Origin of the sequence: Methylibium sp., from assembly GCF_035762065.1 — a bacterium.
Classification (GTDB): Bacteria; Pseudomonadota; Gammaproteobacteria; order Burkholderiales; family Burkholderiaceae_C; genus Methylibium.
Genome location: NZ_DASTPW010000050.1, coordinates 226,432 through 249,796 on the forward strand (window position 1 = coordinate 226,432; position 23,365 = coordinate 249,796).

The following is a 23,365-nucleotide window of genomic DNA, read 5'->3' on the forward strand; positions in this document are numbered from 1 at the left end:
GGGATGCGGGAAGACAATCCGCCGCATGCCTTTCGACTCGCTGACCCTGACCCGCCCCGACGACTTCCACCTGCACCTGCGCGACGGCGCTGCGCTGGCCGCGGTGCTGCCGCACTCGGCGCGCCAGTTCGCCAGGGCGATCGTGATGCCCAATCTGCGCCCGCCGGTCGCCACCGTCGGCCAGGCCGCGGCCTACCGGCAGCGCGTGCTCGACGCGCGGCCGCGCGAAGGCGCCGGCAGCGACTTCGAGCCGCTGATGACGCTCTACCTGACCGACCGCACGAGCGCCGACGAGGTGCGCCGCGCGAAGGCGCAGGGCATCGTCGGCTTCAAGCTCTACCCGGCCGGCGCCACCACTCACAGCGACGCCGGCGTCACCGACCTGAAGCACGTGCAGGCGGCGCTGGACGCGATGCAGCGCGAAGGCGTCGCGCTGCTGGTGCACGGCGAGGTGGTCGATCCGGAGGTCGACGTGTTCGACCGCGAGGCCGTCTTCATCGAACGCCACCTGCTCGCGCTGCGCCGCGACTTCCCGGCGCTGAAGATGGTGCTCGAGCACATCACCACCCGCGAAGGCGTGCAGTACGTGGCCGAGGCCGGGCCGCTGACGGCCGCGACCATCACGCCGCAGCACCTGCTCTACAACCGCAACGCCATCTTTTCCGGCGGCCTGCAGCCGCACTGGTACTGCCTGCCGGTGTTGAAAAGCGAGGAGCACCGGCGCGCGCTGGTCGCCGCGGCCACCTCGGGCAAGCCCTGCTATTTCCTGGGCACCGACAGCGCACCGCATGCCGCCGCGCTGAAGGAGCACGCGGGCGGCCACGCCGGCTGCTACACCGCATTCAGCGCCCTGGAGCTCTACGCCGAGGTGTTCGAGGCGGCGGGCGCGCTCGAGCGCCTGGAGGCCTTCGCCAGCTTCCACGGCGCCGACTTCCACGGCCTGCCACGCAACCGTGGCACCCTCACGCTGAGGCGCGAGCCGTGGACGCTGCCCGAGCGCCTGCCCTTCGGCGATGCCGAACTCAAGCCGCTGCGCGCCGGCGAGACGCTGGCCTGGCGCTTGGCCGATTGATCGTTCTCTTGCAAGGAGCCGTGCGATGGACGACGAACGCACCCGCACGAGCCTGCTGATCGACGCCGACAACATCAGCGTCGAGGTCGTCGCCGAAGTGCTGCGGCTGATCGGCGACGGCTCGCGCCGCCTGGTGCACCGCCGTGCCTACGGCAGCCTGGAAAAGGCCCGCGAGTTCGGCGCGCTGTGCGAGCAGCACGCGATCCGCTTCTTCTCCACCACCTTCGCCGGCACCAACGGCACCGACGTCGCACTCGCGATCGACGCGATCGAGCTCGCGCGCGACGAGCCGGGCGACGAGTTCGTGCTCGTCACCTCCGACTGCGATTTCCTGCCGCTGGCCGCGCGGCTGCGCGAGCTGGGCTTCTACGTCTGCGGCTTCGGCCAGCAGGGCAAGTCGGCGCGCGACGTGGCCGAGTACCAGCGCGTCTACGACGAGTTCAAGGTCGTCGCGGCGCCGGCGGCGCGGCAGCGCAGCGCCGCGCGCAAGACGGCGTCACGGGCGGCGCCCGGGGCGATCGCGGAACAGCGCATGCCGGTCGCGGCGAACGAGTCGCCTGCACCGGCCAAGCCGCCGCCGCGCCCGAAAGTCGCGATCCTGCGGCCGCCCGACGAAGACGAGGTGCGCCGCATCCTCGAAGCGGTGCCGGCGCTGCTCGAAGGCCAGAAAGTCGAGCTGAGCCATGCGGCCACGCTGCTGCGCGACAAACAGCTGCTCGCGAAGAACCGCTCGTCGACGCAGCTGTTCAAGAAGTACCCGCAGCAGTTCGAGCTGACGCCCGAGCAGCAGCCGAACAAGGTCCAGTACCGGGCGCGTTGAAGCGAGCCGCTCACTCGGCCGGCAGGAAGCCCTCGATCGAGAAGTAGCGCTCGCCGGTGTCGTAGTTGAAGCCGAGCACGCGGGCGCCGGCGGGCAGCTCGGGCAGCTTCTGCGCGATGGCGGCGAGCGTCGCGCCCGACGAGATGCCCACCAGCAGGCCTTCCTCGCGTGCCGAGCGGCGCGCCATCTCGCGCGCGGCTTCGGCTTCGACCTGGATCACGCCGTCGAGCAGCGCGGTGTGCAGGTTGTTCGGAACGAATCCGGCACCGATGCCCTGGATGGGATGCGGGCTGGGCTGCCCGCCGCTGATCACCGGGCTCGCGCTCGGCTCGACCGCGAAGACCTTCAGCTGCGGCAACTTCTTCTTCAACACCTGCGCGCAGCCGGTGATGTGGCCGCCGGTGCCCACGCCGGTGATCAGCGCGTCGAGGCCCTCCGGGAAATCGGCGGCGATCTCCTCGGCTGTCGTCCTCACGTGCACGTCGATGTTCGCCGGGTTGTCGAACTGCTGCGGCATCCAGGCGCCCGGCGTCTGCTCGACGATCTCCTGGGCGCGCGCGATCGAGCCCTTCATGCCCTTCTCGCGCGGCGTCAGCACGAAGCTCGCGCCGTAGGCCAGCATCAGCCGGCGGCGTTCGATGCTCATGCTGTCGGGCATCACCAGCACCAGCTTGTAGCCCTTGACCGCCGCGACCATCGCAAGGCCGACGCCGGTGTTGCCCGAGGTCGGCTCGACGATCGTGCCGCCCGGCTTGAGCCGGCCGTCGCGCTCCGCGGCCTCGACCATCGCGAGCGCGATGCGGTCCTTGATCGATCCGCCCGGGTTGGCGCGCTCCGACTTGATCCAGACCTCGTGGCTGCCGTTGCCGATGTGGCCGAACAGCCGCCGCACGCGGATGTGCGGCGTGCGGCCGATGGTGTCGAGGACGGTGTTCGCTTTCATGGCGTCTCCTGCGAGGGCGGTTCGAGGCGGGCGGCCATCGTAAACGTCGAGCAGCGGGCGTCGATAATCCGTGCCGTGAAGCGGGCCAGACCGCCGCTGGCACATCGGCCGAAAGGCCGTGCTGGAGGAAGGTCCGGACTGCACAGGGCGGCGCAGCAGCTAACGGCTGTCCACCGTGAGGTGAGGATCAGAGCAACAGAGACGAGTCTTCGGCGTGAGGGCCGGGCGTGGCGCGAAGCGGCACGCCAAAGGCCCTCGAGTCCGGGCGGCTTGCCGACCGGACGGCGCCGAAGGGTGAAACGGGCAATCTCTGCGTGCAGCAACACCAAATAGGCACACGTTGACCCGGCCCGGCGAGTGTGCGGGTAGGTGGCACCGAGCCGCTCCGCGAGGGGCGGCCCAGATGAATGGCGGTCACGGGCCCGAAGCCGCAAGGCCGAGGCCCGCACAGAATCCGGCCTATCGGCCCGCTTCACACTTTCGATTCAGCCCGGCACGACCCAGTCCTGCCGCACCTGCCAGCGCAGGCCGCTCGCCGCGGGTGCGGCCACCAGCCGCATCGCGAGCGCCTCGCGCTCTTCGGCATCGAGCGAGCGCCAGAGGAAGTCGCCGGCGTTGCCCGGATCGTTCTCGACGAACAGTTGCGAGATGCGCTCGCCGAAGCTCGGATGCCGCAGCCGGATGTGGATGTGCGGCGTGCGTCCGGGGTAGGGATGCGGGCGGATCGCGACGAAGCGGGCGATGCCCTGCGCGTCGCTGCGCGCGCTGCCGAAGCCCTGGAATCCGGCGTCGACGCTTTCGGCGGGCACGCGCTGCGTCGAAGGATGGGTGTAGTGGCCGAGCGCGTCGCACTGCCAGATCTCGACCTCGGCGCCATCGACGATGCGGCCCTGCGCATCGACCACGCGGCCCTCGAGCCCGAGCCGCTCGCCGCGCGCGGCGAGCACGCGGCCGTCGCGCGCGACGCGGGTGAGATCGGCGTCCCAGTCGCCGTGCTGGCGCTCGCGCCAGGCACGCGGCGGATAGAACGGGCCGACGGTCATCGAGGCGATCGTGCGGCGCGAACTCGCGAGCGCAGGGAAGGCGAGTGTCGCGGCGAAGGCTTGCAGCAGCAGCCGGCGGGGACGGGCGAGCTTCATCGGCAATTCGTTCCCGAAAGGGCGCTTCGGTTCGTGAAGCGTCGAAGTGTGCGGCGTGGGGCTCGTGATGCGCCGCGAATGCGCCGGGCGCTGCGCGGCCATCGAATCCGAATCGATAATCCCACGGCCCGCCTCCGCTACGGCGCGCGCTCGCTGCGAGGCCAGCGCAGCCCGCGACCTCCACGCCCCCGATGAACCCCGACGCCGCCACGCTCTGGCGCGCCCCGATGTGGGCGCTGTCGGTGCTGCTCGCCTGCCTGGGCATGCTCGGGCCGTTCGCGATCGACACCTACCTGCCGGCCTTCACCGGCATCGCCGCGTCGATCGATGCGACGCCGACGCAGATGCAGCAGACGCTGTCGGTCTACCTGGTCGGCTTCGCGCTGATGAGCCTGTTCCACGGCGCACTGTCCGACGGCTTCGGCCGCCGCCCGGTGGTGCTGGCCGGCGTCGCGGTGTTCACGCTGGCGTCGGTCGGATGCGCGCTGGCGCAGACGATCGGCCAGCTCGTGTTCTTCCGGCTGCTGCAGGGCTTGTCGACCGGCGCCGGCATCGTGGTCTCGCGCGCCGTGATCCGCGACATGTACCCGCCGGCCGACGCGCAGCGGGTGATGTCGCAGGTGACGCTGTTCTTCGGCGTCGCGCCGGCCGTCGCGCCGGTGGTCGGCGGCTTCCTCTACGTGCATGCGGGCTGGCACGCGATCTTCTGGTTCCTCGCGCTGATCGGTGCGGTGCTCTGGATCGCGAACTGGCGGCTGCTGCCCGAGACGCTGCACCTCAGCGCGCGCCAGCCGCTGGAGCTGCGCAACCTGCTGCGCGGCTACCGTCAGCTGGGCTCGAGCCGGCGCTTCCTCTTGCTCGCCTTCGCCAGCGGCATCCCGTTCAACGGCATGTTTCTCTACGTGATGGCGGCGCCGGAGTTTGTCGGCACCCACCTCGGCCTGGGGCCGACCGAGTTCTTCTGGTTCTTCGCCTGCGTCATCGGCGGGATCATGGCCGGCGCCTGGTGGAGTGGTCGGCTTGCCGGGCAGCTGCCGCCGGAGCGGCAGATCCGCCGCGGCTTCCGGGTGATGGTGCCGGTGTCGCTCGCCAACGTCGTCGCCAATGCGATCTGGCCTGCCGAGGCATGGTGGGCGCTGCCGCTGCTCGGCCTGTTCTCGTTCGGCTGGGCGCTGATGGTGCCCGTGGTCACGCTGATGGTGCTGGACCTGGTGCCCGAGCGGCGCGGCATGGCGTCGTCGATGCAGAGCTTCATCGCAAGCGCGGCGAACGCCTTCGTCGCCGGGCTGATCGCGCCGCTCGTGATGCATTCGACGCTTGCGCTCGCGCTCGCTTCGGCCGCGATGATGTGCGTGGGCCTGGTCGCCTGGCTGGCGGTCAAGCCGGGGCTGCGGCCAGCCGCCTGAGGCCGCGCGCCGAGCGTGACAACCGGGCACGCTCGGCGAAGCAGGGCTGGCTAGCACCGCGGCCGTGAACGACGAGCAAGCCCGCAGCCTCGCCGAGACGGCGCGCGAGTACCCGGTCGTGCTGCTGCGCGACGGCCGTCCGGTGCTGGCGGAGCCGGCGCCGCTCGCGCGAGCGCGGCGGCGCGCCGGCATCGCAGGCACTGCGCGAACTGGCGCTCGGCCGCACCGACCCGTGGGTCGTGCAGATGGGCATGGCCGCCTGCCCGGCCAATGACACCGACCGCGGCGGCGCCTGCACCGGCGCGCTGATCGAGGGCTGGGTGCGGCTCGAGCCGGGCAACGCGGCGTCGTGACTGCACCTCGCCGCGCTCGCCGCCGCGGCGAAGGCGTTCGTGCGCGACATCGCGGAGGTCGGTGAACGTGCCGCCTTGCACAAGCGCATCGCCGCGGCGGGCGGCACCACGGCCGAGTTCGCCGCGCGCTACTGCACAGCGAGGCGCAAGGACCGCAAGGCCGCCGACGCGGCTGCGGCCGGCGCGGCAACGCATGCATCGGCCGCCGCCTCGGCGGGTGTCTCGCGCTGAAGCGGCGCTTGCGCCTGCGCGGACCTAGCATCGGCCGATGCGCTACGAGCACCTGCTGCAAGTCACCGATCCGCTCGATCCGGCCGTGCCGCCGATGAGCCGCGACGAGCTCTGGCGCGGCCTGATGCGCCGCGTCGAGTCGCCGCAGAGCTTCGAGCTTGGCCCCGACCATTGCGAAGTGGAGCCGGGCGCCGATGCCAGCCGGCGCCGCCGCAGCATCCATTTCGGCGCACTTCGCTTCGACGACGAGGTGCACATCGAGCCGATGCAGCGCCTCGTCTTCGCGACCGATCCGCGCGAAGGCACGGCGACGGTCGGGCTGACGATCTCGATCGAAGAGCCGGAGCCCGGCGCGCTGTTCCTGCGGTTCGTCTACGCGGTGGACGAGCCGGCGAGCGGCACGACCGTGGAAGACCAGGCCTTGCAGCGCTACCGCGAGCAGGCCTGGCTGGAGATGGACCGCGACATGCTGCGCACGCTGCGGCAATGGCAGCGCGAGGGCCGGCTCTAACAGGCGGCTGGCCATCGGCCGCGGGGCGGCGGCGCTCGAGCAGTCTTTCACGGCACCCGTCGTCGCCGTCTCTTCATGCGGGACTTGCAATGCTTCGACTAAGTCGTTATTCGCAAACGACTTTTGCTCGCCTGCGCGCACCTGAAATCCACCTCGTAAGTGCTTGATTTAATTGGGAAATCCTTACATCTGCCATTGACCGGCTGATGAACCCTCCCTTAAAGTGGCGGAAAGTGTCCTTTAGTGGGAGATCGTGGCTGATTCTGGGTTTCAGGGGCCTTCGGCGTTGTCGCTCGACGCGAAGGGGCGGCTTGCCGTCCCAGCGCGCTACCGCGACGCGCTGGCGGCCGCCTGTGCGGGCCAGCTGACGATCACCAAGCACCCCGACGGCTGCCTGCTGATCTTTCCGCGCCCCAACTGGGACGGCTTTCGCGCCAAGCTGGCCGCCTTCACGATCGAGGCGCAGGGCTGGAAGCGCATCTTTCTCGGCAACGCGATGGACGTCGAGGTCGACGCCGCCTCGCGCGTGCTGGTGCCGCCGGAACTGCGCGCCGCGGCGGGTCTTTCAAAGGACGTGATGCTGCTCGGCATGGACACCCACTTCGAACTGTGGGACGCCGCGCGTTACGCGGCGCACGAGGCCGCGGTGATGCAGCAGGGCCTGCCGGACGTGCTGCGCGGGCTTTCCTACTGAGTCGAGCATGCAGGCCGATCCGCAGCCCCTGCAGCACACCACGGTGTTGTTGCACGAGGCGACCGAGGCGCTGGTGACGCGCGCCGACGGCGTCTACGTCGATGGCACCTACGGCCGTGGCGGCCACGCGCGCGCGGTGCTGGTGCGGCTGTCGCCCGCCGGCCGGCTGATCGCGATCGATCGCGATCCGCAGGCGCTGGCCGACGCCACCGAAGGCGCACGCCGCATCGACGATGCCCGCTTCACCATCGAGCACGCGGCCTTCGCCGAGCTGCCCGGCGTGCTCGCCGCGCACGGCGTGCGCCGCGTCGACGGCCTGCTGCTCGACCTGGGCATCAGCTCGCCGCAGATCGACGACCCGCGACGCGGCTTCAGCTTCCGCGCCGACGGCCCGCTCGACATGCGCATGGACCCGACCCGCGGCGAAAGCGCGGCCGACTTCATCGCGCGTGCCGACGAGGGCGAACTCGTCACCGTGATCCGCGACTACGGCGAGGAGCGTTTCGCGCGCACGATCGCCCGCCGGCTCGTCGAGCGCCGCGAAGCCGGCACGCCGGTGCGCAGCACCGCCGACCTCGCCGCGCTCGTCGCGCGCTGCGTGCCGACGCGCGAAGGCGGCCAGGACCCGGCCACGCGCACCTTCCAGGCGCTGCGCATCGCGGTGAATGCCGAGCTCGCGCAGATCGAGCAGGCGCTCGACGCGGCGCTCGCCTGCCTCGCGCCGGGCGGGCGGCTGGTGGTGATCAGCTTCCATTCGCTCGAGGACCGCATCGTCAAGAGCTTCATTGCGAGGCACAGCAAGGAGCTCGTCGATCGCCGCTCGCCTGCCTACTGGGGGCGGCGCAGCTCCGACGCGCAGACCAGCCTTTCGCTGCGCGCGATCGCCCGCGTCAAGCCCGGCGAGGCCGAGATCGCCGCGAATCCGCGCGCCCGTTCGGCGGTGATGCGCGTGGCCGAACGCACCTCCGGCGGCGAGCGCGCGGCCGGGGCGCCGGCGCCGATCGCGGATGCGCTCGCCGACCATCGCAGGCGGCCCGGATGAGCCGTCTCGACCTCGCGCTGTTCGCCGCGCTCGTGCTGAGCGCGCTCTTCCTCGTGCAGGTGTCCTACGAATCGCGCCGGCTGTTCGCGGAGCTCGACCGCGAGCAGACCCGCGCGGTGCAGCTCGAAGGCGAGCGTGAACGCCTGCAGCTCGAAGCACGCGCGCAATCGACGCCGCTGCGCGTCGAGCGCGTCGCGCGCGACCGGCTCGGCATGCGCCCCGCTACCGCCGCGGTCACCGAGTACATGGCGATGCCGGAGCCTGCGGGGCCGGCGAGCGCGGCCGCGGGGGCTGCGCGATGAAGGCCTGGCTCGATCGCCTGCGCGAGCGCTCGGCTGCGGCAGCACGCCGCGGCGCGACGCCGGCGCGCCGCCACCTCAGCGGCGCGAACGCGGTGCGCCGCCAGCGCTACGCGACCAGCCCGCTGCTCGCGTCGAAGACGCCGCCGTGGCGCTCGAAGTTCCTCGTCGCCGCGCTCGGCGCGGGCTTCCTGCTGCTCGGCGGCCGCGCGGTCTACGTGCAGGTGATCGGCACCGATTTCTTCCAGAAGCAGGGCGAGACGCGCTACGCGCGCTCGCTCGAGCTGCAGTCCAACCGCGGCCGCATCGTCGACCGCAACAACGAGCTGCTCGCCGGCAGCGTCGAGGCCGCGACGATCTGGGCGCTGCCGCGCGACGTGCAGGCGAGCGCGGCCGACAAGAAGCAGCTCGCGAAGCTGCTCGACATGACGGTCGCCGACCTCGAGCGCCGCCTCGCCGACAACCCGAACTTCGTCTACCTGCGCCGGCAGGTCGACGACAGCGTGGCGCTGCAGGTGCGCGCGCTCAACCTCAAGGGCATCCATCAGCTGCCGGAGTTCAAGCGCGTCTACCCGGCCGGCGAGGCGACGGCCCACGTGGTCGGCTTCACCGATGCGGCCGAGCAGGGCCAGGAAGGCATCGAGCGCGCGTTCCAGGACGCGCTGGCCGGCCGCGACGGCCAGCGCCGGGTGATCAAGGACCGGCTCGGCCGCGTCGTCGAGGACATCGGCGAGCGCGTGCCCGCGGTCGACGGGCGCGACGTGCAGCTCGCGCTCGACACCAAGATCCAGTACCACGCCTACCGCCGCATCGCCGAGGCGGTGCGCGAGCACAAGGCCAAGGCCGGCAGCGTGGTGGTGCTCGACGTGCGCAGCGGCGAGGTGCTCGCGCTCGCGAACGTGCCGACCTACTCGCCGGCCGATCGCCGCCGCCTGAGCGGCGCCCAGCTGCGCAACCGCGCGCTGACCGACACCTTCGAGCCCGGCTCGACGATGAAGCCCTTCGTCGCGGCGATGGCGCTCGAAGCCGGCCGCGTCAGGCCGCAGACGGTGATCCACACCGCGCCGCGCAGCATCGTCATCGGCGGCTGGTCGCCGACCGACGCGCACCCGCACGGCGACCTCACCGTCGAGCAGGTGATCCAGAAGTCGAGCAACGTCGGCGTCGTCAAGATGGCGATGCAGTTCCCGCCGCGCGAAATGTGGGAGACCTACACCGCGATCGGCCTCGGCCAGAAGCCGCAGCTCGATTTCCCCGGCGTCGTCACCGGCCGGCTGCGGCCCCACAAGACCTGGAAGCCGATCGAGCAGGCGACGATGAGCTACGGCTACGGCCTGTCGGCCAGCCTCTACCAGCTCGCGCGCGCCTACACCGTGTTCGCGCGCGACGGCGAGCTGATCCCCGCGACGATGCTCAAGCGCGCCGCCGACGCGCCGCCGCCCGTGGCGCAGCGCGTGTTCTCGCCGGCCACCGCCCGCGAGATCCGCCACATGCTGAAGATGGCCGCCGGCCCCGGCGGTACCGCGCCGAAAGCCCAGACCATCGGCTACTCGGTCGGCGGCAAGTCGGGCACCGCCCACAAGCAGGAAGGCAAGGGTTACGCCGACAAGAAGTACCGCTCGTGGTTCGTCGGCCTCGCGCCGATCGACGACCCGCGCATCGTCGTCGCGGTGATGGTCGACGAGCCGAATGCCGGCAAGTACTTCGGCGGCGATGTCGCCGCGCCGGTGTTCGCCGACGTGGTGCAGAAGAGCCTGCAGGCGATGCGCGTGCCGAACGATCTGGACGTGAAGCCGCAGATCGTCACCGGCGCGGACGAAGCCGTCGAGGAGAGCTTCTGATGCTGACCCGCTTGCGCTCGCCCGACGCGGCCGCCCGCTGGCTGCGCGAATGGACGCGCGGCGCGCTCGTCACCGACAGCCGCCGCGTGCGGGCCGGCGATGCCTTCATCGCCTGGCCCGGCTACACCGCCGACGGGCGGCGCTTCGTCGAAGGCGCGTTGCGCTCGGGCGCCGCGACTTGCCTCGTCGAAGCCGAGGGCGTCGAGGCCTTCGGCTTCGACGACGCGCGCATCGGCGCGCTGCCCGGCCTGAAGGCGGCGACCGGCTCGATCGCCGATGCCTTCTTCGGCCGGCCGAGCCAGACGCTGCGCGTCGCCGCCGTCACCGGCACCAACGGCAAGACCTCGAGCGCGTGGTGGATCGCGCAGGCGCTCAGCCTTTGCGGCCGGCGCTGCGGCGTGGTCGGCACGCTCGGGATCGGTGAGCCGCCGCTTGCAGCGGCGCAGGGTGAGCCGCACGGGACGCAGCGACCGGGCTCGATCGAATCCACCGGGCTGACGACGCCCGACCCGGTCGTGCTGCAACAGGGCTTCGCCCGCATGCGCGACGCCGGGCTCGCGGCCTGCGCGATCGAGGCCTCGTCGATCGGCCTCGTCGAGCACCGGCTCGCGGGCACGCGCATCGAGGTCGCGGTGTTCACCAATTTCACCCGCGACCACCTCGACCACCACGGCACGATGGCCGCCTACTGGCAGGCCAAGCGCACGTTGTTCGGCTGGCCTGGGCTGCGGGCCGCGGTGATCAACCTCGACGACGTGCAGGGCGCGGCGCTCGCGGAGGAGCTGCAAGCGGCACCGCTCGACCGGTGGACCACCTCGCTGCAGCGTCGCGATGCGCGCCTGCATGCAAGCGCGCTGGGCTACCGGGACGGCGGCCTCGCGTTCACCGTGCACGAGGGCGAGCACGCGGCGCCAGTGAGGACCGCGCTGATCGGCGACTACAACGCCGCGAACCTGCTCGGCGTGATCGGCGCGCTGCGTGCGATGGGCGTGCCGCTGGCCGAGGCCTGCGCGGTGCTGCCGCGGCTCACGCCGGTGCCGGGGCGGATGCAGCGGGTGGAGATCACGACGTCCCGATCGCCGGATGCGGCGACCGCCGCTCCAGGCAGGGGCGAACCCGGCTCGGGGCGGCCCGCCGCTCGGGTTCGCGACGGCATCGGCCTGCCCGAGGTCGTCGTCGATTACGCCCACACGCCCGACGCCCTCGAGAAGGCGCTCGGCGCGCTGCGCCCGCTGGCCGCGGCGCGGGGTGGCCGGCTGGTCTGCGTCTTCGGCTGCGGCGGCGATCGCGACGCGAGCAAGCGGCCGCTGATGGGCGCGGCCGCCGAGCGGCTGGCCGATGCGGTCGTGCTCACCAGCGACAACCCGCGGCGCGAAAAGCCGCGCGCGATCCTCGATCAGATCGTCGCCGGGCTGGCCGAGCCGGCGCGCGCGCAGGTCATCGAGGACCGGCGCGCGGCGATCGCCGCCGCGCTGCGCGAGGCCGGCGCGGGCGACGTCGTGCTGATCGCAGGCAAGGGCCACGAGGACTACCAGGAGCTCGACGGCGTCAGGCATCCCTTCGACGACGTGGCCGAGGCGCGCACGGCACTGGAGGCCCACGCATGAGCGGCGCGATGGCCACGCTCGGCGACTTGGGCGCGCTGCTGCCGAACGCGCGATGCGTCGGCGAGCCTTCGACGCCGATCGCGCGCGTGCACAGCGACACCCGCACGCTGCAGCCGGGCGACCTGTTCGTCGCGCTGCGCGGCGAGCGCTTCGACGCGCACGACTTCCTCGCGCAGGCGCGTGCGGCCGGCGCCGTTGCCGCACTCGCGGAGCGCGGGCTTGCGGCGGCCGGGCTCGCGGGCCTCGAAGTCGCCGACAGCCGCCGCGCGCTCGGCGAGCTGGCCGCCGCATGGCGTGCGCGCTTCACCGCGCTGCCGCTCGTCGCGATCACCGGCAGCAACGGCAAGACGACGGTCACGCAGATGGTCGCGAGCATGCTGCGCGTCTGGCTCGGCGACGCGGCGCTCGCGACCGCCGGCAACTTCAACAACGACATCGGCGTGCCGCTGACGCTGCTGCGGCTGCGCGCGGCGCACCGCTCGGCGGTCGTCGAGCTCGGCATGAACCACCCGGGCGAGATCGCGCAGCTCGCGCGCCTCGCCGCGCCGACCGTCGCGCTGGTGAACAACGCGCAGCGCGAGCACCAGGAGTTCATGGCGGGCATCGAGGCGGTCGCGCGCGAGAACGGCGCGGCGATCGAGGCGCTCGGGCCCCAGGGCGTGGCCGTCTTCCCGCACGACGACGAGCACACCGCGCTGTGGCGCGCACTGGCCGGCGCGCGCGCGGCCTGGAGCTTCGCGCTCGACGACGAGCGCGCGACGGTCAACGCGAGCGCCGCCTGGCAGGGCGATGCATGGCAGCTCGATCTGCGCACGCCCGCCGGCGCCGCACGCGCGACGCTGCGCGTGGCCGGCGTGCACAACGCGAAGAACGCGCTGGCGGCGCTCGCCTGCGCGCTGGTCGCCGGCTGCCCGCTCGACGCGGCGCTGCGCGGCCTCGCCGCCTTCGAGCCGGTCAAGGGCCGCTCGCAAGCCCGGCCGCTGCGCTGGAAGGGCGCCGACGCGACGCTGATCGACGACAGCTACAACGCCAACCCCGATTCGATGCGCGCCGCGATCGACGTGCTGGGCGCGCTGCCTGCGCCGCGCTGGCTGCTGATCGGCGACATGGGGGAGGTCGGCGAGCAGGGTGCGGCCTTCCACGCCGAGATCGGCGCGCATGCGCGCTCGGCCGGCATCGAGACGCTGTGGGCCGCGGGCGCCGCGAGCCTGACGGCCGCGCAAGCCTACGGCGGCGCGGCCCGGCATTTCGCCTCGACCGCCGCGCTGGTCGAGGCGCTGAACGACGAGCCCGACGCCCGCCTGCCCGAAGCGCGCGCGGTGCTGGTGAAAGGATCCCGGTTCATGGCGATGGAAAAGGCGGTCGCGGCCTTGCAGGCGCGCGGCGCCGCAGCGAAGACTCCGGGGGCCGCATGCTGATCGCGCTGGCCCAGTGGCTGCAGTCGCTGAACCCGCAGGAGCTGGGCTTCCTGCGCGTGTTCCAGTACCTGACCTTCCGCGCGGTGATGGCCGCGATGACCGCGTTGCTGATCGGCCTGGCGCTCGGGCCGGTCGTGATCCGCAAGCTCGCCGAGCTGAAGATCGGCCAGCCGATCCGCGGCTACGGCGTCGAGGCGCACATCGCCAAGCAGGGCACGCCGACGATGGGCGGTGCGCTGATCCTGCTGTCGATCGCGATCAGCACGCTGCTGTGGTTCGACTGGAGCAACCGCTTCGTCTGGATCGTGATGATCGTGACCTTCGGCTTCGGCGCGATCGGCTGGGTGGACGACTGGCGCAAGGTCGTCGACAAGAACCCCGAGGGCATGCGCTCGCTCGAGAAGTACTTCTGGCAGTCGGTGATCGGCCTGCTGGCCGCGCTCTACCTTGCGTTCAGCGTCAGCGAAACCTCGAACCTGCGCGTGCTCGAGCTCTTCGTGCGCTGGGTGCAGAGCGGCTTCTCGAACGACCTGCCGCCGCGCGCCGACCTGCTCGTGCCCTTCTTCAAGACGGTGAGCTACCCGCTCGGCGTCTTCGGCTTCCTGATCCTGACCTACCTGGTGATCGTGGGCAGCAGCAACGCGGTCAACCTGACCGACGGGCTCGACGGCCTCGCGATCATGCCGGTGGTGATGGTCGGCTCGGCCCTGGGCATCTTCGCCTACGTCACCGGCAGCTCGGTGTTCTCGAACTACCTGTTCCTGCCGCACATCCCCGGCGCGGGCGAGCTGATGATCTTCTGCGCCGCGATGGCCGGCGCCGGGCTCGCCTTCCTCTGGTTCAACGCCTATCCGGCGCAGGTGTTCATGGGCGACGTCGGCGCGCTGGCACTCGGCGGCGCGCTGGGCACGATCGCGGTGATCGTGCGCCAGGAGATCGTGCTCGCGATCATGGGCGGCATCTTCGTGCTCGAAGCGCTGTCGGTGATGGTGCAGGTGAGCTGGTTCAAGTGGACCAAGAAGCGCACCGGCATCGGCCAGCGCGTGCTGCTGATGGCGCCGCTGCACCACCACTTCGAGAAGACCGGGTGGAAGGAAACGCAGGTGGTGGTGCGCTTCTGGATCATCACGATGCTGCTGTGCCTCGTCGGCCTCTCCACGCTGAAGCTGCGGTGATGAACAGCCTCGCCGACTTCGCAGCCTCCTGGCGGCACCTGCACGTGCTGGTGCTGGGCGCGGGCGACTCGGGCCTCGCGATGGCGCGCTGGTGCGCGGAGCGCGGCGCGCGCGTCAGCGTGGCCGACACCCGCGAGCAGCCGCCGCAGGCCGAGGCGCTCGCGCGCGAGCTGCCCGCGTCGGTGCTGCACCGCGGCTTCGATGCGTCGCTGCTCGACGCCGAGCCCGCGGTGCTGCGCGTGCTCAAGAGCCCCGGCCTGTCGCCGCGCGACGCCGCGCTCGCTGGGCTGCTCGCGCGCGCCGGCGAGCTGGGCATCGCGGTGCACAACGAGCTCGACCTGTTCGCCGAGGCGCTGGCCGAGTTGCAGGCGGCGATCGGCTATGCGCCGAAGGTGATCGCGATCACCGGCACCAACGGCAAGACGACGACCACGGTGATGTGCGGCCAGCTCGTCGAGCGCAGCGGGCTGCGCGTCGCGGTGGCCGGCAACGTCGGGCCGACGATGCTCGACACGCTGCGCGAGGCCCTGATCGCGCAGCGCGAGAGCGCCAGCTCGCCGGTGCCGGTCGACGCGACCGGGCACGACCAGGCCGGTGCCGAAGCGCCGCCGCGAAGCGGCCTGTCCGCCGCGAGCGAAGCGCCTCGCGCACGGGCGGACGAGGCCGCCGCGCCCGAGCTCGGCGCGCCGGGCGACGAGCCGCGCGCAGAAGGCCCGCGCGAGCCGGGACCCGCCACCTTCGACGAAGCCGCCATCGAGTCGCCGGCCGACGACGCGGCGCCGCTGCGCCTGATCCCGCCGCCGCCTGCGCCGCCGAGCTTCGAGCACCTTCCCGAAGCCTGGGTGCTCGAACTCTCCAGCTTCCAGCTCGACGGCGTCGAGCGCTTCGAGCCGAGCGCCGCGGTCGTGCTGAACCTGAGCCAGGACCACCTCGACTGGCACGGCTCGATGGCGTCCTATGCGCAAGCGAAGGCGCGCATCCACGGGCCGGCCGACCGCACCCGCACGATCGCGGTCGTCAACCGCGACGATCCCGAAGCCGCCGCGCTCGTGCCGCAGCCGCCCGCGCCTGCCGCAGCCGTGCGCGGCCAGCCGAAGGCGAAGCCGCCGGCGCTGGCTGCGCGCCGGGTGATCGGCTTCGGCCTCGACGCGCCGCGCCGCGCCGGCGACTTCGGCCTCGTCGTCGAGAACGGCATGGCCTGGCTGGTGCGCGCGATGGAGGCCGAGATCACGCCGAAGCGCCGCCGTGGCGAATCCGCCGCCGAAGCGCAGGAGCCGCCGGCACTGCAGCGCCTGATGCCCGCCGACGCACTGCGCATCCGCGGCCGCCACAACACGAGCAACGCGCTGGCCGCGCTGGCGCTGGCCACCGCCATCGGCCGGCCGCTTGCGCCGATGCTGCACGGCCTGCGCGAATACCGCGGCGAGCCGCATCGCGTCGAGTTCGTCGCGAGCGTCGGCGGCGTCGAGGCCTTCGACGACAGCAAGGGCACGAACGTCGGCGCGACGGTCGCGGCACTCGACGGCCTCGGCGCCGAGCGGGGCGCCGAAGCGGGCGAGAAGCGGCTGTGGCTGATCCTCGGCGGCGACGGCAAGGGCCAGGACTTCGCGCCGATCGCCGCGCCGATCGCGCGCTGGACCCGAGGCGTCGCGCTGATCGGCCGCGACCGGGCGGCGATCGCCGCGGCGATCGAGTCGGCCGCGACGACCGCCGGCGTCGAGGTCGTCGCGCAGCCCTCGCTCGAAGCCGCGGTGCAGTGGTGCTTCGCGCAGGCGCGCGCCGGCGACGCGGTGCTGCTCAGCCCCGCCTGCGCGAGCTTCGACATGTTCCGCGGCTACGCGCATCGCGCCCAGGTCTTCTGCGACACGGTGCGCGCGCTCGCGCTCGAACGGGGGGAAGCCGCATGAGCGGCACGGATCTCCCGCAAGCGAACGCCCACCCGGGCGGCTCGCGCGCAGCGCGAAGGACGCTTCGGTGAGCCTCGCCGCGCTCGACCCGCGCGCCTGGTGGCCGCAGCTTGCCGAGCGGCTGCGCCGCAGCGAGCCGCTGCCGGTGCGCGACTGGATCGGCGCGTCCGCGCCCCCGTCGCCGCGCCTGAGCAGCTTCGACCAGCAGCTGGTGCTCGTCGTCGCCGCGCTGCTCGCGCTGGGCCTGGTGATGGTCTATTCGGCATCGATCGCGCTGCCCGACAACCCGCGCTTCGGCCGCTACCAGCCGACGCACTTCCTCGTGCGGCAGGCCGCGGCGATCGCGATCGCGCTGGTCGCGGCGGTGTTCACGCTGCAGGTGCCGATGCAGCGCTGGGAGCGCGCGGCACCGTGGCTGTTCATCGCCTCGCTGCTGCTGCTGGCGCTGGTGCTGATCCCGGGCATCGGCAAGGGCGTCAACGGCGCGCGGCGCTGGATCCCGCTGGGCGTCCTGAATTTCCAGCCGAGCGAGCTCGCGAAGCTGGCGATCGCGCTCTACGCGGCCAACTACATGGTCCGCAAGATGGACATCAAGGAGAACTTCTGGCGCGCGGTGCTGCCGATGGGCGCGGCGGTGGTCGTCATCGGCATGCTGCTGCTGGCCGAGCCCGACATGGGCGCCTTCCTCGTGATCGCGACGATCGCGATGGGCATCCTGTTCCTGGGCGGCGTCAACGGCCGCATGTTCAGCCTGATCACCGTGCTGCTGGTCGGCGCCTTCGTGCTGATGATTTCGCTGAGCGAATGGCGGCGCGAGCGCATCTTTGCCTACCTCGATCCCTGGGACGAGAAGCACACGCTGGGCAAGGCGTACCAGCTGAGCCACTCGCTGATCGCCTTCGGCCGCGGCGAATGGTTCGGCCAGGGGCTGGGCTCGTCGGTCGAGAAGCTGCACTACCTGCCCGAGGCGCACACCGACTTCCTGCTCGCGGTGATCGGCGAGGAGCTGGGTTTCGTCGCGGTGCTCGCGGTGATCGTCGCGTTCTTCTGGCTTGCGCGCCGCAGCTTCGAGATCGGCCGCCAGGCGATCGCGCTGGAGCGCGTGTTCGCCGGGCTGTTCGCGCAGGGCATCGGCCTGTGGATCGGCGCGCAGGCCTTCATCAACATGGGCGTGAACCTCGGCGTGCTGCCGACCAAGGGGCTGACGCTGCCGCTGATGAGCTACGGCGGCTCGGCGGTGCTGATGAACTGCGTGGCGCTGGCGATCGTGCTGCGGGTGGATCTGGAAAACAGGCAGCTCATGCGGGGAGGCCGCGCATGAGCTGCCTGTTTCAGGGCGGGCTCATGTCGCGCAGCGACGTGAAGCACGCGCAGCGCGCGGACCGTAGCCAAAACCGCCAGCCCCTGCGCGGAGGCCGCGCATGACGGGTCGCCACCTCGTCGTGATGGCCGCCGGCACCGGTGGCCACATCCTGCCGGGCCTCGCGGTCGCGCGGGAGATGCAGCACCGCGGCTGGACGGTCAGCTGGCTCGGCACGCCCGGCGGCATGGAGCACAAGCTGGTGACGCCCGAGTCGGGCATCCCGCTCGACACCATCGCCTTCACCGGCCTGCGCGGCAAGGGCTTCATGCATGCGATGACCGGCGGCTTCCGGCTGCTCGGCGCCTTCGGCCAGTGCCTGAAGCTTCTGAAGCACCGGGCCGCGACCGCGGTGTTCGGCACCGGCGGCTACGTGTGCTTTCCCGGCGGGCTGATGGCCTCGGCGCTCGGCAAGCCGCTGGTGCTGATGAACGCCGATGCGGCGCTGCTGCTCAGCAACCGCGCGTTGAAGCCGGTGGCCGACCGCATCGCCTTCGGCTTCGACGGCGCCGCAGCCGCGACGACGAAGCGGGGCATCGTCACCGGCAACCCGGTGCGCGCCGAGATCGAGGCGCTGCCCGCGCCGGCCGAGCGCTATGCCGGGCGCGAAGGGCCGCTGCGCGTGCTCGTCGTCGGCGGCAGCCTCGGCGCGAAGGTGCTCAACGAGACGCTGCCCGCCGCGCTCGCGCTGCTCGAGGCGCGCGAGCGGCCGCTCGTGATCCACCAGACCGGCGCGACGCAGCGCGATGCCGTCAAGGCCACCTATGCCACGCTCGGCCTCGACCCCGAAGGCCGCGGCATCGAGGTGCTGCCCTTCATCGACGACATGCCGAGCCGCCTCGCGCATGCCGACCTGGTGATCTGCCGCGCCGGCGCGGTGACGGTCAGCGAGCTGTGCGCCGCGGGCGTTGCGAGCATCCTCGTGCCGCTGGTGGTGAGCACCACCTCGCACCAGCGCGACAACGCCCAGCTGCTCGCGCAGCACGGCGCGGCGATCCACCTGCCGCAGGGCGAGCTGACGCCGCAGGCGGTCGCCGATCGGCTGCGAGCGCTGGATCGCGTCGAGCTGCTGGCGATGGCGGAGAAGGCGCGGGCGCTGTCGCGTCCACGCGCAGCCGCGCGCGTGGCCGACGAGATCGAAAGGTTGGTGGCGTGAGCGCGTCGCCCATCGAGCAGCCGCCGCGGATCCGGCTTTGCCGGTCCGCCAATGGCGTCCCCTCGAGGGGGAGCGGCGAAGCCGCAACGGGGGTGGGCCCATGAAGCACGCGGTGAAGCACATCCACTTCGTGGGCATCGGCGGCGCCGGCATGAGCGGCATCGCCGAGATCCTGCACAACCTCGGCTACACCGTGTCGGGCTCGGACCAGCAGGACAGCCCGACGACGCGCCGGCTCGCCTCGCTCGGCATCCGCGTCGCGATCGGCCACGAGGCCGCGCACATCGCCGGCGCCGAGGCGGTCGTCACCTCGACCGCGGTGCGCGGCGACAACCCCGAGGTGATCGCCGCGCGCGGCAAGCGCGTGCCGATCGTGCCGCGCGCGGTGATGCTGGCCGAGCTGATGCGGCTGAAGCAGGGCATCGCGATCGCGGGCACGCACGGCAAGACGACCACGACCTCCCTCGTCGCCAGCGTGCTCGCCGAGGCCGGGCTCGACCCGACCTTCGTGATCGGCGGGCGGCTCATCAGCGCCGGCGCGCATTCGCGGCTCGGCGTCGGCGAGTACATCGTGGTCGAGGCCGACGAATCCGATGCCTCGTTCCTCAACCTCAACCCGGTGCTCAGCGTCGTCACCAACATCGACGCCGATCACATGGACACCTACGGGCACGACTACGCGAAGCTCAAGGCCGCGTTCGTCGAGTTCCTGCACCGCATGCCGTTCTACGGCGCGGCCATCGTCTGCGGCGACGACCCCGGCGTGCGCTCGATCGTCCCGATGGTCTCGCGCCCCGTCGTCACCTACGGCTTCGTGCCCGACGCGCAGGTGCGCGCGGTCGACGTGCAGGCGCTGCCCGGCGGGCAGATGCGCTTCACTGCGCAGCGGCGCAACGGCGTGCGGATGCCCGACATGGCCGTCACGCTCAACCTGCCCGGCGAGCACAACGTGCTCAACGCGCTTTCGGTGATCGCCGTCGCGGCCGAACTCGAACTGCCGGACGCGCCGGTGCAGAAGGCGCTCGCCGAATTCACCGGCGTCGGCCGCCGCTTCCAGCGCTACGGCGAGCTGACGGCACCGGGCGGCAGCCGCTTCACGCTGATCGACGACTACGGCCACCACCCGGTCGAGATGGCCGCGGTGATCGCCGCTGCACGCGGCGCGTTTCCGCAGCGCCGCCTCGTGATCGCCTTCCAGCCGCACCGCTACACCCGCACGCGCGACTGCTTCGAGGATTTCGTCAAGGTGATGGGCACCGCCGACGCGGTGCTGCTGGGCGAGGTGTATGCCGCGGGCGAGGCGCCGATCGTCGCGGCCGACGGCCGCAGCCTCGCGCGCGCACTGCGCGTCGCGGGCAAGGTCGAGCCGGTGTTCGTCGACGAGATCGCGGCGATGCCGCAGGCGATCGTCGATGCCGTCGCCGACGGCGACGTGGTGATCGCGATGGGCGCCGGCACGATCGGCGGCGTCGCGCAGCACGTCGCCGAGCTGTGCGGAGGATCGACGGCATGACGCTCGATGCGCTCCACGGCGAGCTCGCCGCCGCAACGCCGGTCGACCCGGCCGCCTTTGGCAAGGTCGCCGTGTTGATGGGCGGCCGCTCGGCCGAGCGCGAGATCTCGCTGATGTCGGGCACCGGCGTCTTCGCCGCGCTGCGCAGTGCCGGCGTCGACGCGCATGCCTTCGATCCCAAGGAGCAGAGCCTCGACGAGCTCGCGCGCCAGGGCTTCGAGCGCTGCTTCGTCGCGCTGCACGGCCGCCACGGCGAGGACGGCACGGTGCAGGGCGCGCTCGAGCTGCTCGGCATCCCCTACACCGGCAGCGGCGTGATGGCCTCCGCGATCGCGATGGACAAGGTGATGACCAAGCGGCTGTGGGAAGCCCTCGGCCTGCCGACGCCGCGCTCGCGCGTGCTGGCCTCGCACGAATGGGGCAGGGAGTCGACGCGCGCGGTGCCCGACGCGCTGGGCCTGCCGCTGATCGTGAAGCCGCCGCACGAGGGCTCGTCGATCGGCGTCACCAAGGTCGTCGGCTATTCGGACATGCAGGCCGCTGTCGAGCTCGCCGCGCAGCACGACCGCGAGGTGCTCTGCGAAGAGTTCATCGACGGCCCGGAGCTGACCTGCCCGGTGCTCGGCCGCGGCGACGACGCGATCGCGCTGCCGGTGATCCGCATCGTCGCGCCCGAAGCCGGCTACGACTACCGGAACAAGTACTTCACCGACGAGGTGCGCTACCTGTGCCCGAGCGGCCTCGCGCCCGAGGAGGAGGCCGAGGTGCAGCGCCTGACGCTCGCCGCGTACCGGGCACTCGGCTGCCGCGGCTGGGGCCGCGCCGACCTGATGCTGCGCGCCTCCGACCGCAAGCCCTTCCTGCTCGAAATGAACACCTCGCCGGGCATGACCGGCCACTCGCTGGTGCCGATGTCGGCGAAGGCCGCGGGCATCGGCTACGAGGCGCTGTGCCTGCGCATCCTCGCGCAGGCCGCGCTCGACGCGGACCGGGGCACGTGACGACGATGGCCACGCTCGACCGCACCCGGCCCGCGCGCCAGCCGCGTGCGAGCGCGCGCCTCGCGCCCGAGGACCTGCCGCTCGACGTGCGGCTGATGAATCTCGCCTCGGCCTGGCTGGTGTTCGCCGCGCTGCTCGCGTCGGCCTGGGCGCTGTGGACCTGGGCGACGCACTCGCCGGCGTTCACGCTGCGCGCGATCCGTGTCGAGGGCGACGTCGCGCACGCCAGCGCCGCGGTCGTGCGCGCGAGCGCGATGCCGCAGCTGGCCGGCAACTTCTTCACCATCGACCTCGCCTCGGCGCGCAGGGCCTTCGAGACGGTGCCCTGGGTGCGGCGCGCGGCGGTGCAGCGCGTGTGGCCGAACCGGCTCGCGGTGCGCTTCGAGGAGCACGTCGCCGCCGCCTGGTGGCAGGGCGACGACGAGGCCCAGCGCGGCGACGAGCGGCTGGTGAACGTGCAGGGCGAGGTGTTCGAGGTGAACCCCGGCGACGTCGAGGACGATGCGCTGCCGGTGCTGCGCGGCCCCGACGGCAGCGCCGCCGCCGCGCTCGGCATGCTGCGCCGCCTTGCGCCCGAGCTGCAGCGGCTCGGTTCGCGCGTCGACACGCTGGCGATGAGCGCGCGCGGCTCGTGGAGCGCCCGGCTCGCGAGCGGCGCGCGGCTCGAGCTCGGCCGCGGCGACGAGGCGCAGGTGGCCGAGCGCACGCGCGTGTTCGTCGAGACCGCGAGCGCGCTCGCCGCGCGCTACGAGCGCCCGATCGTCGCCGCCGACCTGCGCCATGCCGACGGCTACGCGCTGCGGCTGCGCGGCATCACCACGGTGCACCCGGCCGAGCCGCCCACGGCGCGGCCCTGAAGGACAGAACGACGATGGCCAAGGATTACAAGGACATGGTGGTCGGCCTCGACATCGGCACCGCGAAGGTGATGGTGGTCGTGGCCGAACTGCTGCCCGACGGCGCCTTGCGCATCGCCGGCATCGGCACCGCGCCGACGCACGGGCTGAAGCGCGGCGTCGTCGTCAACATCGACGCGACCGTGCAGTCGATCCAGCAGGCCTTGAAGGAGGCCGAGCAGATGGCCGACTGCAAGATCACCCGTGTCTACACCGGCATCACCGGCAGCCACATCCGCGGGCAGAACAGCACCGGCATGGTGATCGTGCGCGACAAGGAGGTCGGCCCGGTCGACGTGGCCCGCGTGATCGACACCGCCAAGGCGATCAACATCCCGAACGACCAGCGCATGCTGCTGGTCGAGGCCCAGGAGTTCGTGATCGACGGGCACGAGGTGAAGGAGCCCGTGGGCATGAGCGGCGGGCGGCTCGAGGTCAAGGTCCATATCGTGACCGGCGCGCAGAGCGCGGCCGAGAACATCGTGAAGTGCGTGCGGCGCTGCGGGCTCGAGGTCGACCAGCTCGTGCTGAACCCGAGCGCCTCGAGCCACGCGGTGCTGACCGAGGACGAGAAGGACCTCGGCGTCGCGCTGGTCGACATCGGCGCCGGCACCACCGACGTGTCGATCTACACCGACGGCAGCGTGCGCCACACGGCCGTGATCCCGATCGCCGGCGACCTGATCACCAGCGACATCGCGATGGCGCTGCGCACGCCCACCAAGGACGCCGAGGACATCAAGGTCGAGAGCGGCTACGCCAAGCAGCTGCTGGCCGACCCCGAGCAGCAGGTGGAGGTGCCGGGCCTGGGCGACCGGGGCCCGCGCATGCTGTCCAAGCAGGCCCTCGCGGGCGTGATCGAGCCGCGGGTGGAGGAGATCTTCGCGCTGGTGCAGCAGGTGGTGCGCGAATCGGGCTTCGAGGAGGTGCTGTCCTCCGGCATCGTCATCACCGGCGGCAGCGCGGTCATGCCCGGGATGG

21 protein-coding genes and 1 other RNA gene are annotated in these 23,365 nt (G+C 72.2%); 20 read left to right on the forward strand and 2 right to left on the reverse strand.

The window, feature by feature from the left end; genetic code table 11:
* The first annotated feature begins 25 nt into the window (after nt 1-25).
* Together pyrC and VFR90_RS15755 are read left to right on the forward strand one after the other, a co-directional pair.
* The gene (gene pyrC, locus VFR90_RS15750) at nt 26-1,072 is read left to right on the forward strand and encodes a dihydroorotase (RefSeq protein WP_326407098.1); all 1,047 of its coding nucleotides are present in this window, start codon (nt 26-28) and stop codon (nt 1,070-1,072) included.
* 25 nt (nt 1,073-1,097) lie between these two features.
* Nucleotides 1,098-1,892, forward strand: a complete 795-nt coding sequence (locus VFR90_RS15755; protein WP_326407099.1) for an NYN domain-containing protein — start codon at nt 1,098-1,100, stop codon at nt 1,890-1,892.
* A gap of 10 nt (nt 1,893-1,902) precedes the next feature.
* On the opposite strand, the gene cysK is transcribed toward VFR90_RS15755, so the two are convergent.
* The gene (gene cysK / locus VFR90_RS15760) at nt 1,903-2,835 is read right to left on the reverse strand and encodes a cysteine synthase A (protein ID WP_326407100.1); all 933 of its coding nucleotides are present in this window, start codon (nt 2,833-2,835) and stop codon (nt 1,903-1,905) included.
* Between the two features lie 77 nt (nt 2,836-2,912).
* Here cysK and rnpB point away from each other — a divergent pair.
* An RNA gene (rnpB, locus tag VFR90_RS15765) (RNase P RNA component class A) lies at nt 2,913-3,313 on the forward strand.
* A gap of 7 nt (nt 3,314-3,320) precedes the next feature.
* On the opposite strand, the gene VFR90_RS15770 is transcribed toward rnpB, so the two are convergent.
* Nucleotides 3,321-3,974, reverse strand: coding sequence for a dioxygenase family protein (locus tag VFR90_RS15770; protein WP_326407101.1), 654 nt, complete (start codon nt 3,972-3,974; stop codon nt 3,321-3,323).
* A gap of 191 nt (nt 3,975-4,165) precedes the next feature.
* Between VFR90_RS15770 and VFR90_RS15775 the strand changes: the two genes are divergently transcribed.
* From VFR90_RS15775 to ftsA, 17 genes are all read left to right on the forward strand, one after another.
* The gene (locus VFR90_RS15775; protein ID WP_326407102.1) at nt 4,166-5,380 is read left to right on the forward strand and encodes a multidrug effflux MFS transporter; all 1,215 of its coding nucleotides are present in this window, start codon (nt 4,166-4,168) and stop codon (nt 5,378-5,380) included.
* 392 nt (nt 5,381-5,772) lie between these two features.
* Nucleotides 5,773-5,964 carry a hypothetical protein gene (locus VFR90_RS15780; protein ID WP_326407103.1) on the forward strand — a complete coding sequence of 64 codons (192 nt, stop codon included), beginning with the start codon at nt 5,773-5,775 and terminating at the stop codon, nt 5,962-5,964.
* A gap of 37 nt (nt 5,965-6,001) precedes the next feature.
* Nucleotides 6,002-6,475, forward strand: a complete 474-nt coding sequence (locus VFR90_RS15785; RefSeq protein ID WP_326407104.1) for an AtaL-like protein — start codon at nt 6,002-6,004, stop codon at nt 6,473-6,475.
* A 253-nt stretch (nt 6,476-6,728) separates the two neighbouring features.
* Nucleotides 6,729-7,169, forward strand: coding sequence for a division/cell wall cluster transcriptional repressor MraZ (gene mraZ, locus VFR90_RS15790; protein ID WP_326407105.1), 441 nt, complete (start codon nt 6,729-6,731; stop codon nt 7,167-7,169).
* Between the two features lie 7 nt (nt 7,170-7,176).
* A complete protein-coding gene (rsmH, locus tag VFR90_RS15795) occupies nt 7,177-8,211 on the forward strand; it encodes a 16S rRNA (cytosine(1402)-N(4))-methyltransferase RsmH (RefSeq protein ID WP_326407106.1) in 1,035 nt (344 codons plus the stop codon).
* On the forward strand, nt 8,208-8,513 hold the full coding sequence (gene ftsL / locus VFR90_RS15800; protein WP_326407107.1) for a cell division protein FtsL: 306 nt from the start codon (nt 8,208-8,210) through the stop codon (nt 8,511-8,513). The genes rsmH and ftsL overlap by 4 nt, the downstream gene beginning before the upstream one ends.
* Nucleotides 8,510-10,351, forward strand: a complete 1,842-nt coding sequence (locus VFR90_RS15805) for a peptidoglycan D,D-transpeptidase FtsI family protein (RefSeq protein ID WP_326407108.1) — start codon at nt 8,510-8,512, stop codon at nt 10,349-10,351. The genes ftsL and VFR90_RS15805 overlap by 4 nt, the downstream gene beginning before the upstream one ends.
* On the forward strand, nt 10,351-11,958 hold the full coding sequence (locus VFR90_RS15810) for a Mur ligase family protein (protein ID WP_326407109.1): 1,608 nt from the start codon (nt 10,351-10,353) through the stop codon (nt 11,956-11,958). Before VFR90_RS15805 ends, VFR90_RS15810 begins: the two co-directional genes overlap by 1 nt.
* A complete protein-coding gene (locus tag VFR90_RS15815; RefSeq protein ID WP_326407110.1) occupies nt 11,955-13,376 on the forward strand; it encodes a UDP-N-acetylmuramoyl-tripeptide--D-alanyl-D-alanine ligase in 1,422 nt (473 codons plus the stop codon). The genes VFR90_RS15810 and VFR90_RS15815 overlap by 4 nt, the downstream gene beginning before the upstream one ends.
* Nucleotides 13,370-14,551 (forward strand): phospho-N-acetylmuramoyl-pentapeptide-transferase, encoded by a 1,182-nt coding sequence (gene mraY, locus VFR90_RS15820; protein WP_326407111.1) that lies wholly within the window; start codon nt 13,370-13,372, stop codon nt 14,549-14,551. Before VFR90_RS15815 ends, mraY begins: the two co-directional genes overlap by 7 nt.
* Nucleotides 14,551-16,458: a UDP-N-acetylmuramoyl-L-alanine--D-glutamate ligase gene (murD, locus tag VFR90_RS15825; RefSeq protein ID WP_326407112.1), complete on the forward strand. Its 1,908-nt coding sequence runs from the start codon at nt 14,551-14,553 to the stop codon at nt 16,456-16,458. The genes mraY and murD overlap by 1 nt, the downstream gene beginning before the upstream one ends.
* Before the next feature lie 67 nt (nt 16,459-16,525).
* The gene (gene ftsW / locus VFR90_RS15830) at nt 16,526-17,779 is read left to right on the forward strand and encodes a putative lipid II flippase FtsW (protein WP_414676546.1); all 1,254 of its coding nucleotides are present in this window, start codon (nt 16,526-16,528) and stop codon (nt 17,777-17,779) included.
* A 100-nt stretch (nt 17,780-17,879) separates the two neighbouring features.
* Nucleotides 17,880-18,974 carry an undecaprenyldiphospho-muramoylpentapeptide beta-N-acetylglucosaminyltransferase gene (murG, locus tag VFR90_RS15835; protein WP_326407113.1) on the forward strand — a complete coding sequence of 365 codons (1,095 nt, stop codon included), beginning with the start codon at nt 17,880-17,882 and terminating at the stop codon, nt 18,972-18,974.
* Nucleotides 18,975-19,074: 100 nt separating this feature from the next.
* The gene (gene murC / locus VFR90_RS15840) at nt 19,075-20,487 is read left to right on the forward strand and encodes a UDP-N-acetylmuramate--L-alanine ligase (RefSeq protein WP_326407114.1); all 1,413 of its coding nucleotides are present in this window, start codon (nt 19,075-19,077) and stop codon (nt 20,485-20,487) included.
* A complete protein-coding gene (locus VFR90_RS15845) occupies nt 20,484-21,488 on the forward strand; it encodes a D-alanine--D-alanine ligase (RefSeq protein WP_326407115.1) in 1,005 nt (334 codons plus the stop codon). The genes murC and VFR90_RS15845 overlap by 4 nt, the downstream gene beginning before the upstream one ends.
* Nucleotides 21,489-21,493: 5 nt before the next feature.
* Nucleotides 21,494-22,345: a cell division protein FtsQ/DivIB gene (locus tag VFR90_RS15850; protein WP_326407116.1), complete on the forward strand. Its 852-nt coding sequence runs from the start codon at nt 21,494-21,496 to the stop codon at nt 22,343-22,345.
* Between the two features lie 14 nt (nt 22,346-22,359).
* Nucleotides 22,360-23,365: cell division protein FtsA (ftsA, locus tag VFR90_RS15855; protein ID WP_326407117.1), on the forward strand; the 1,006-nt coding region annotated here is incomplete at its 3' end.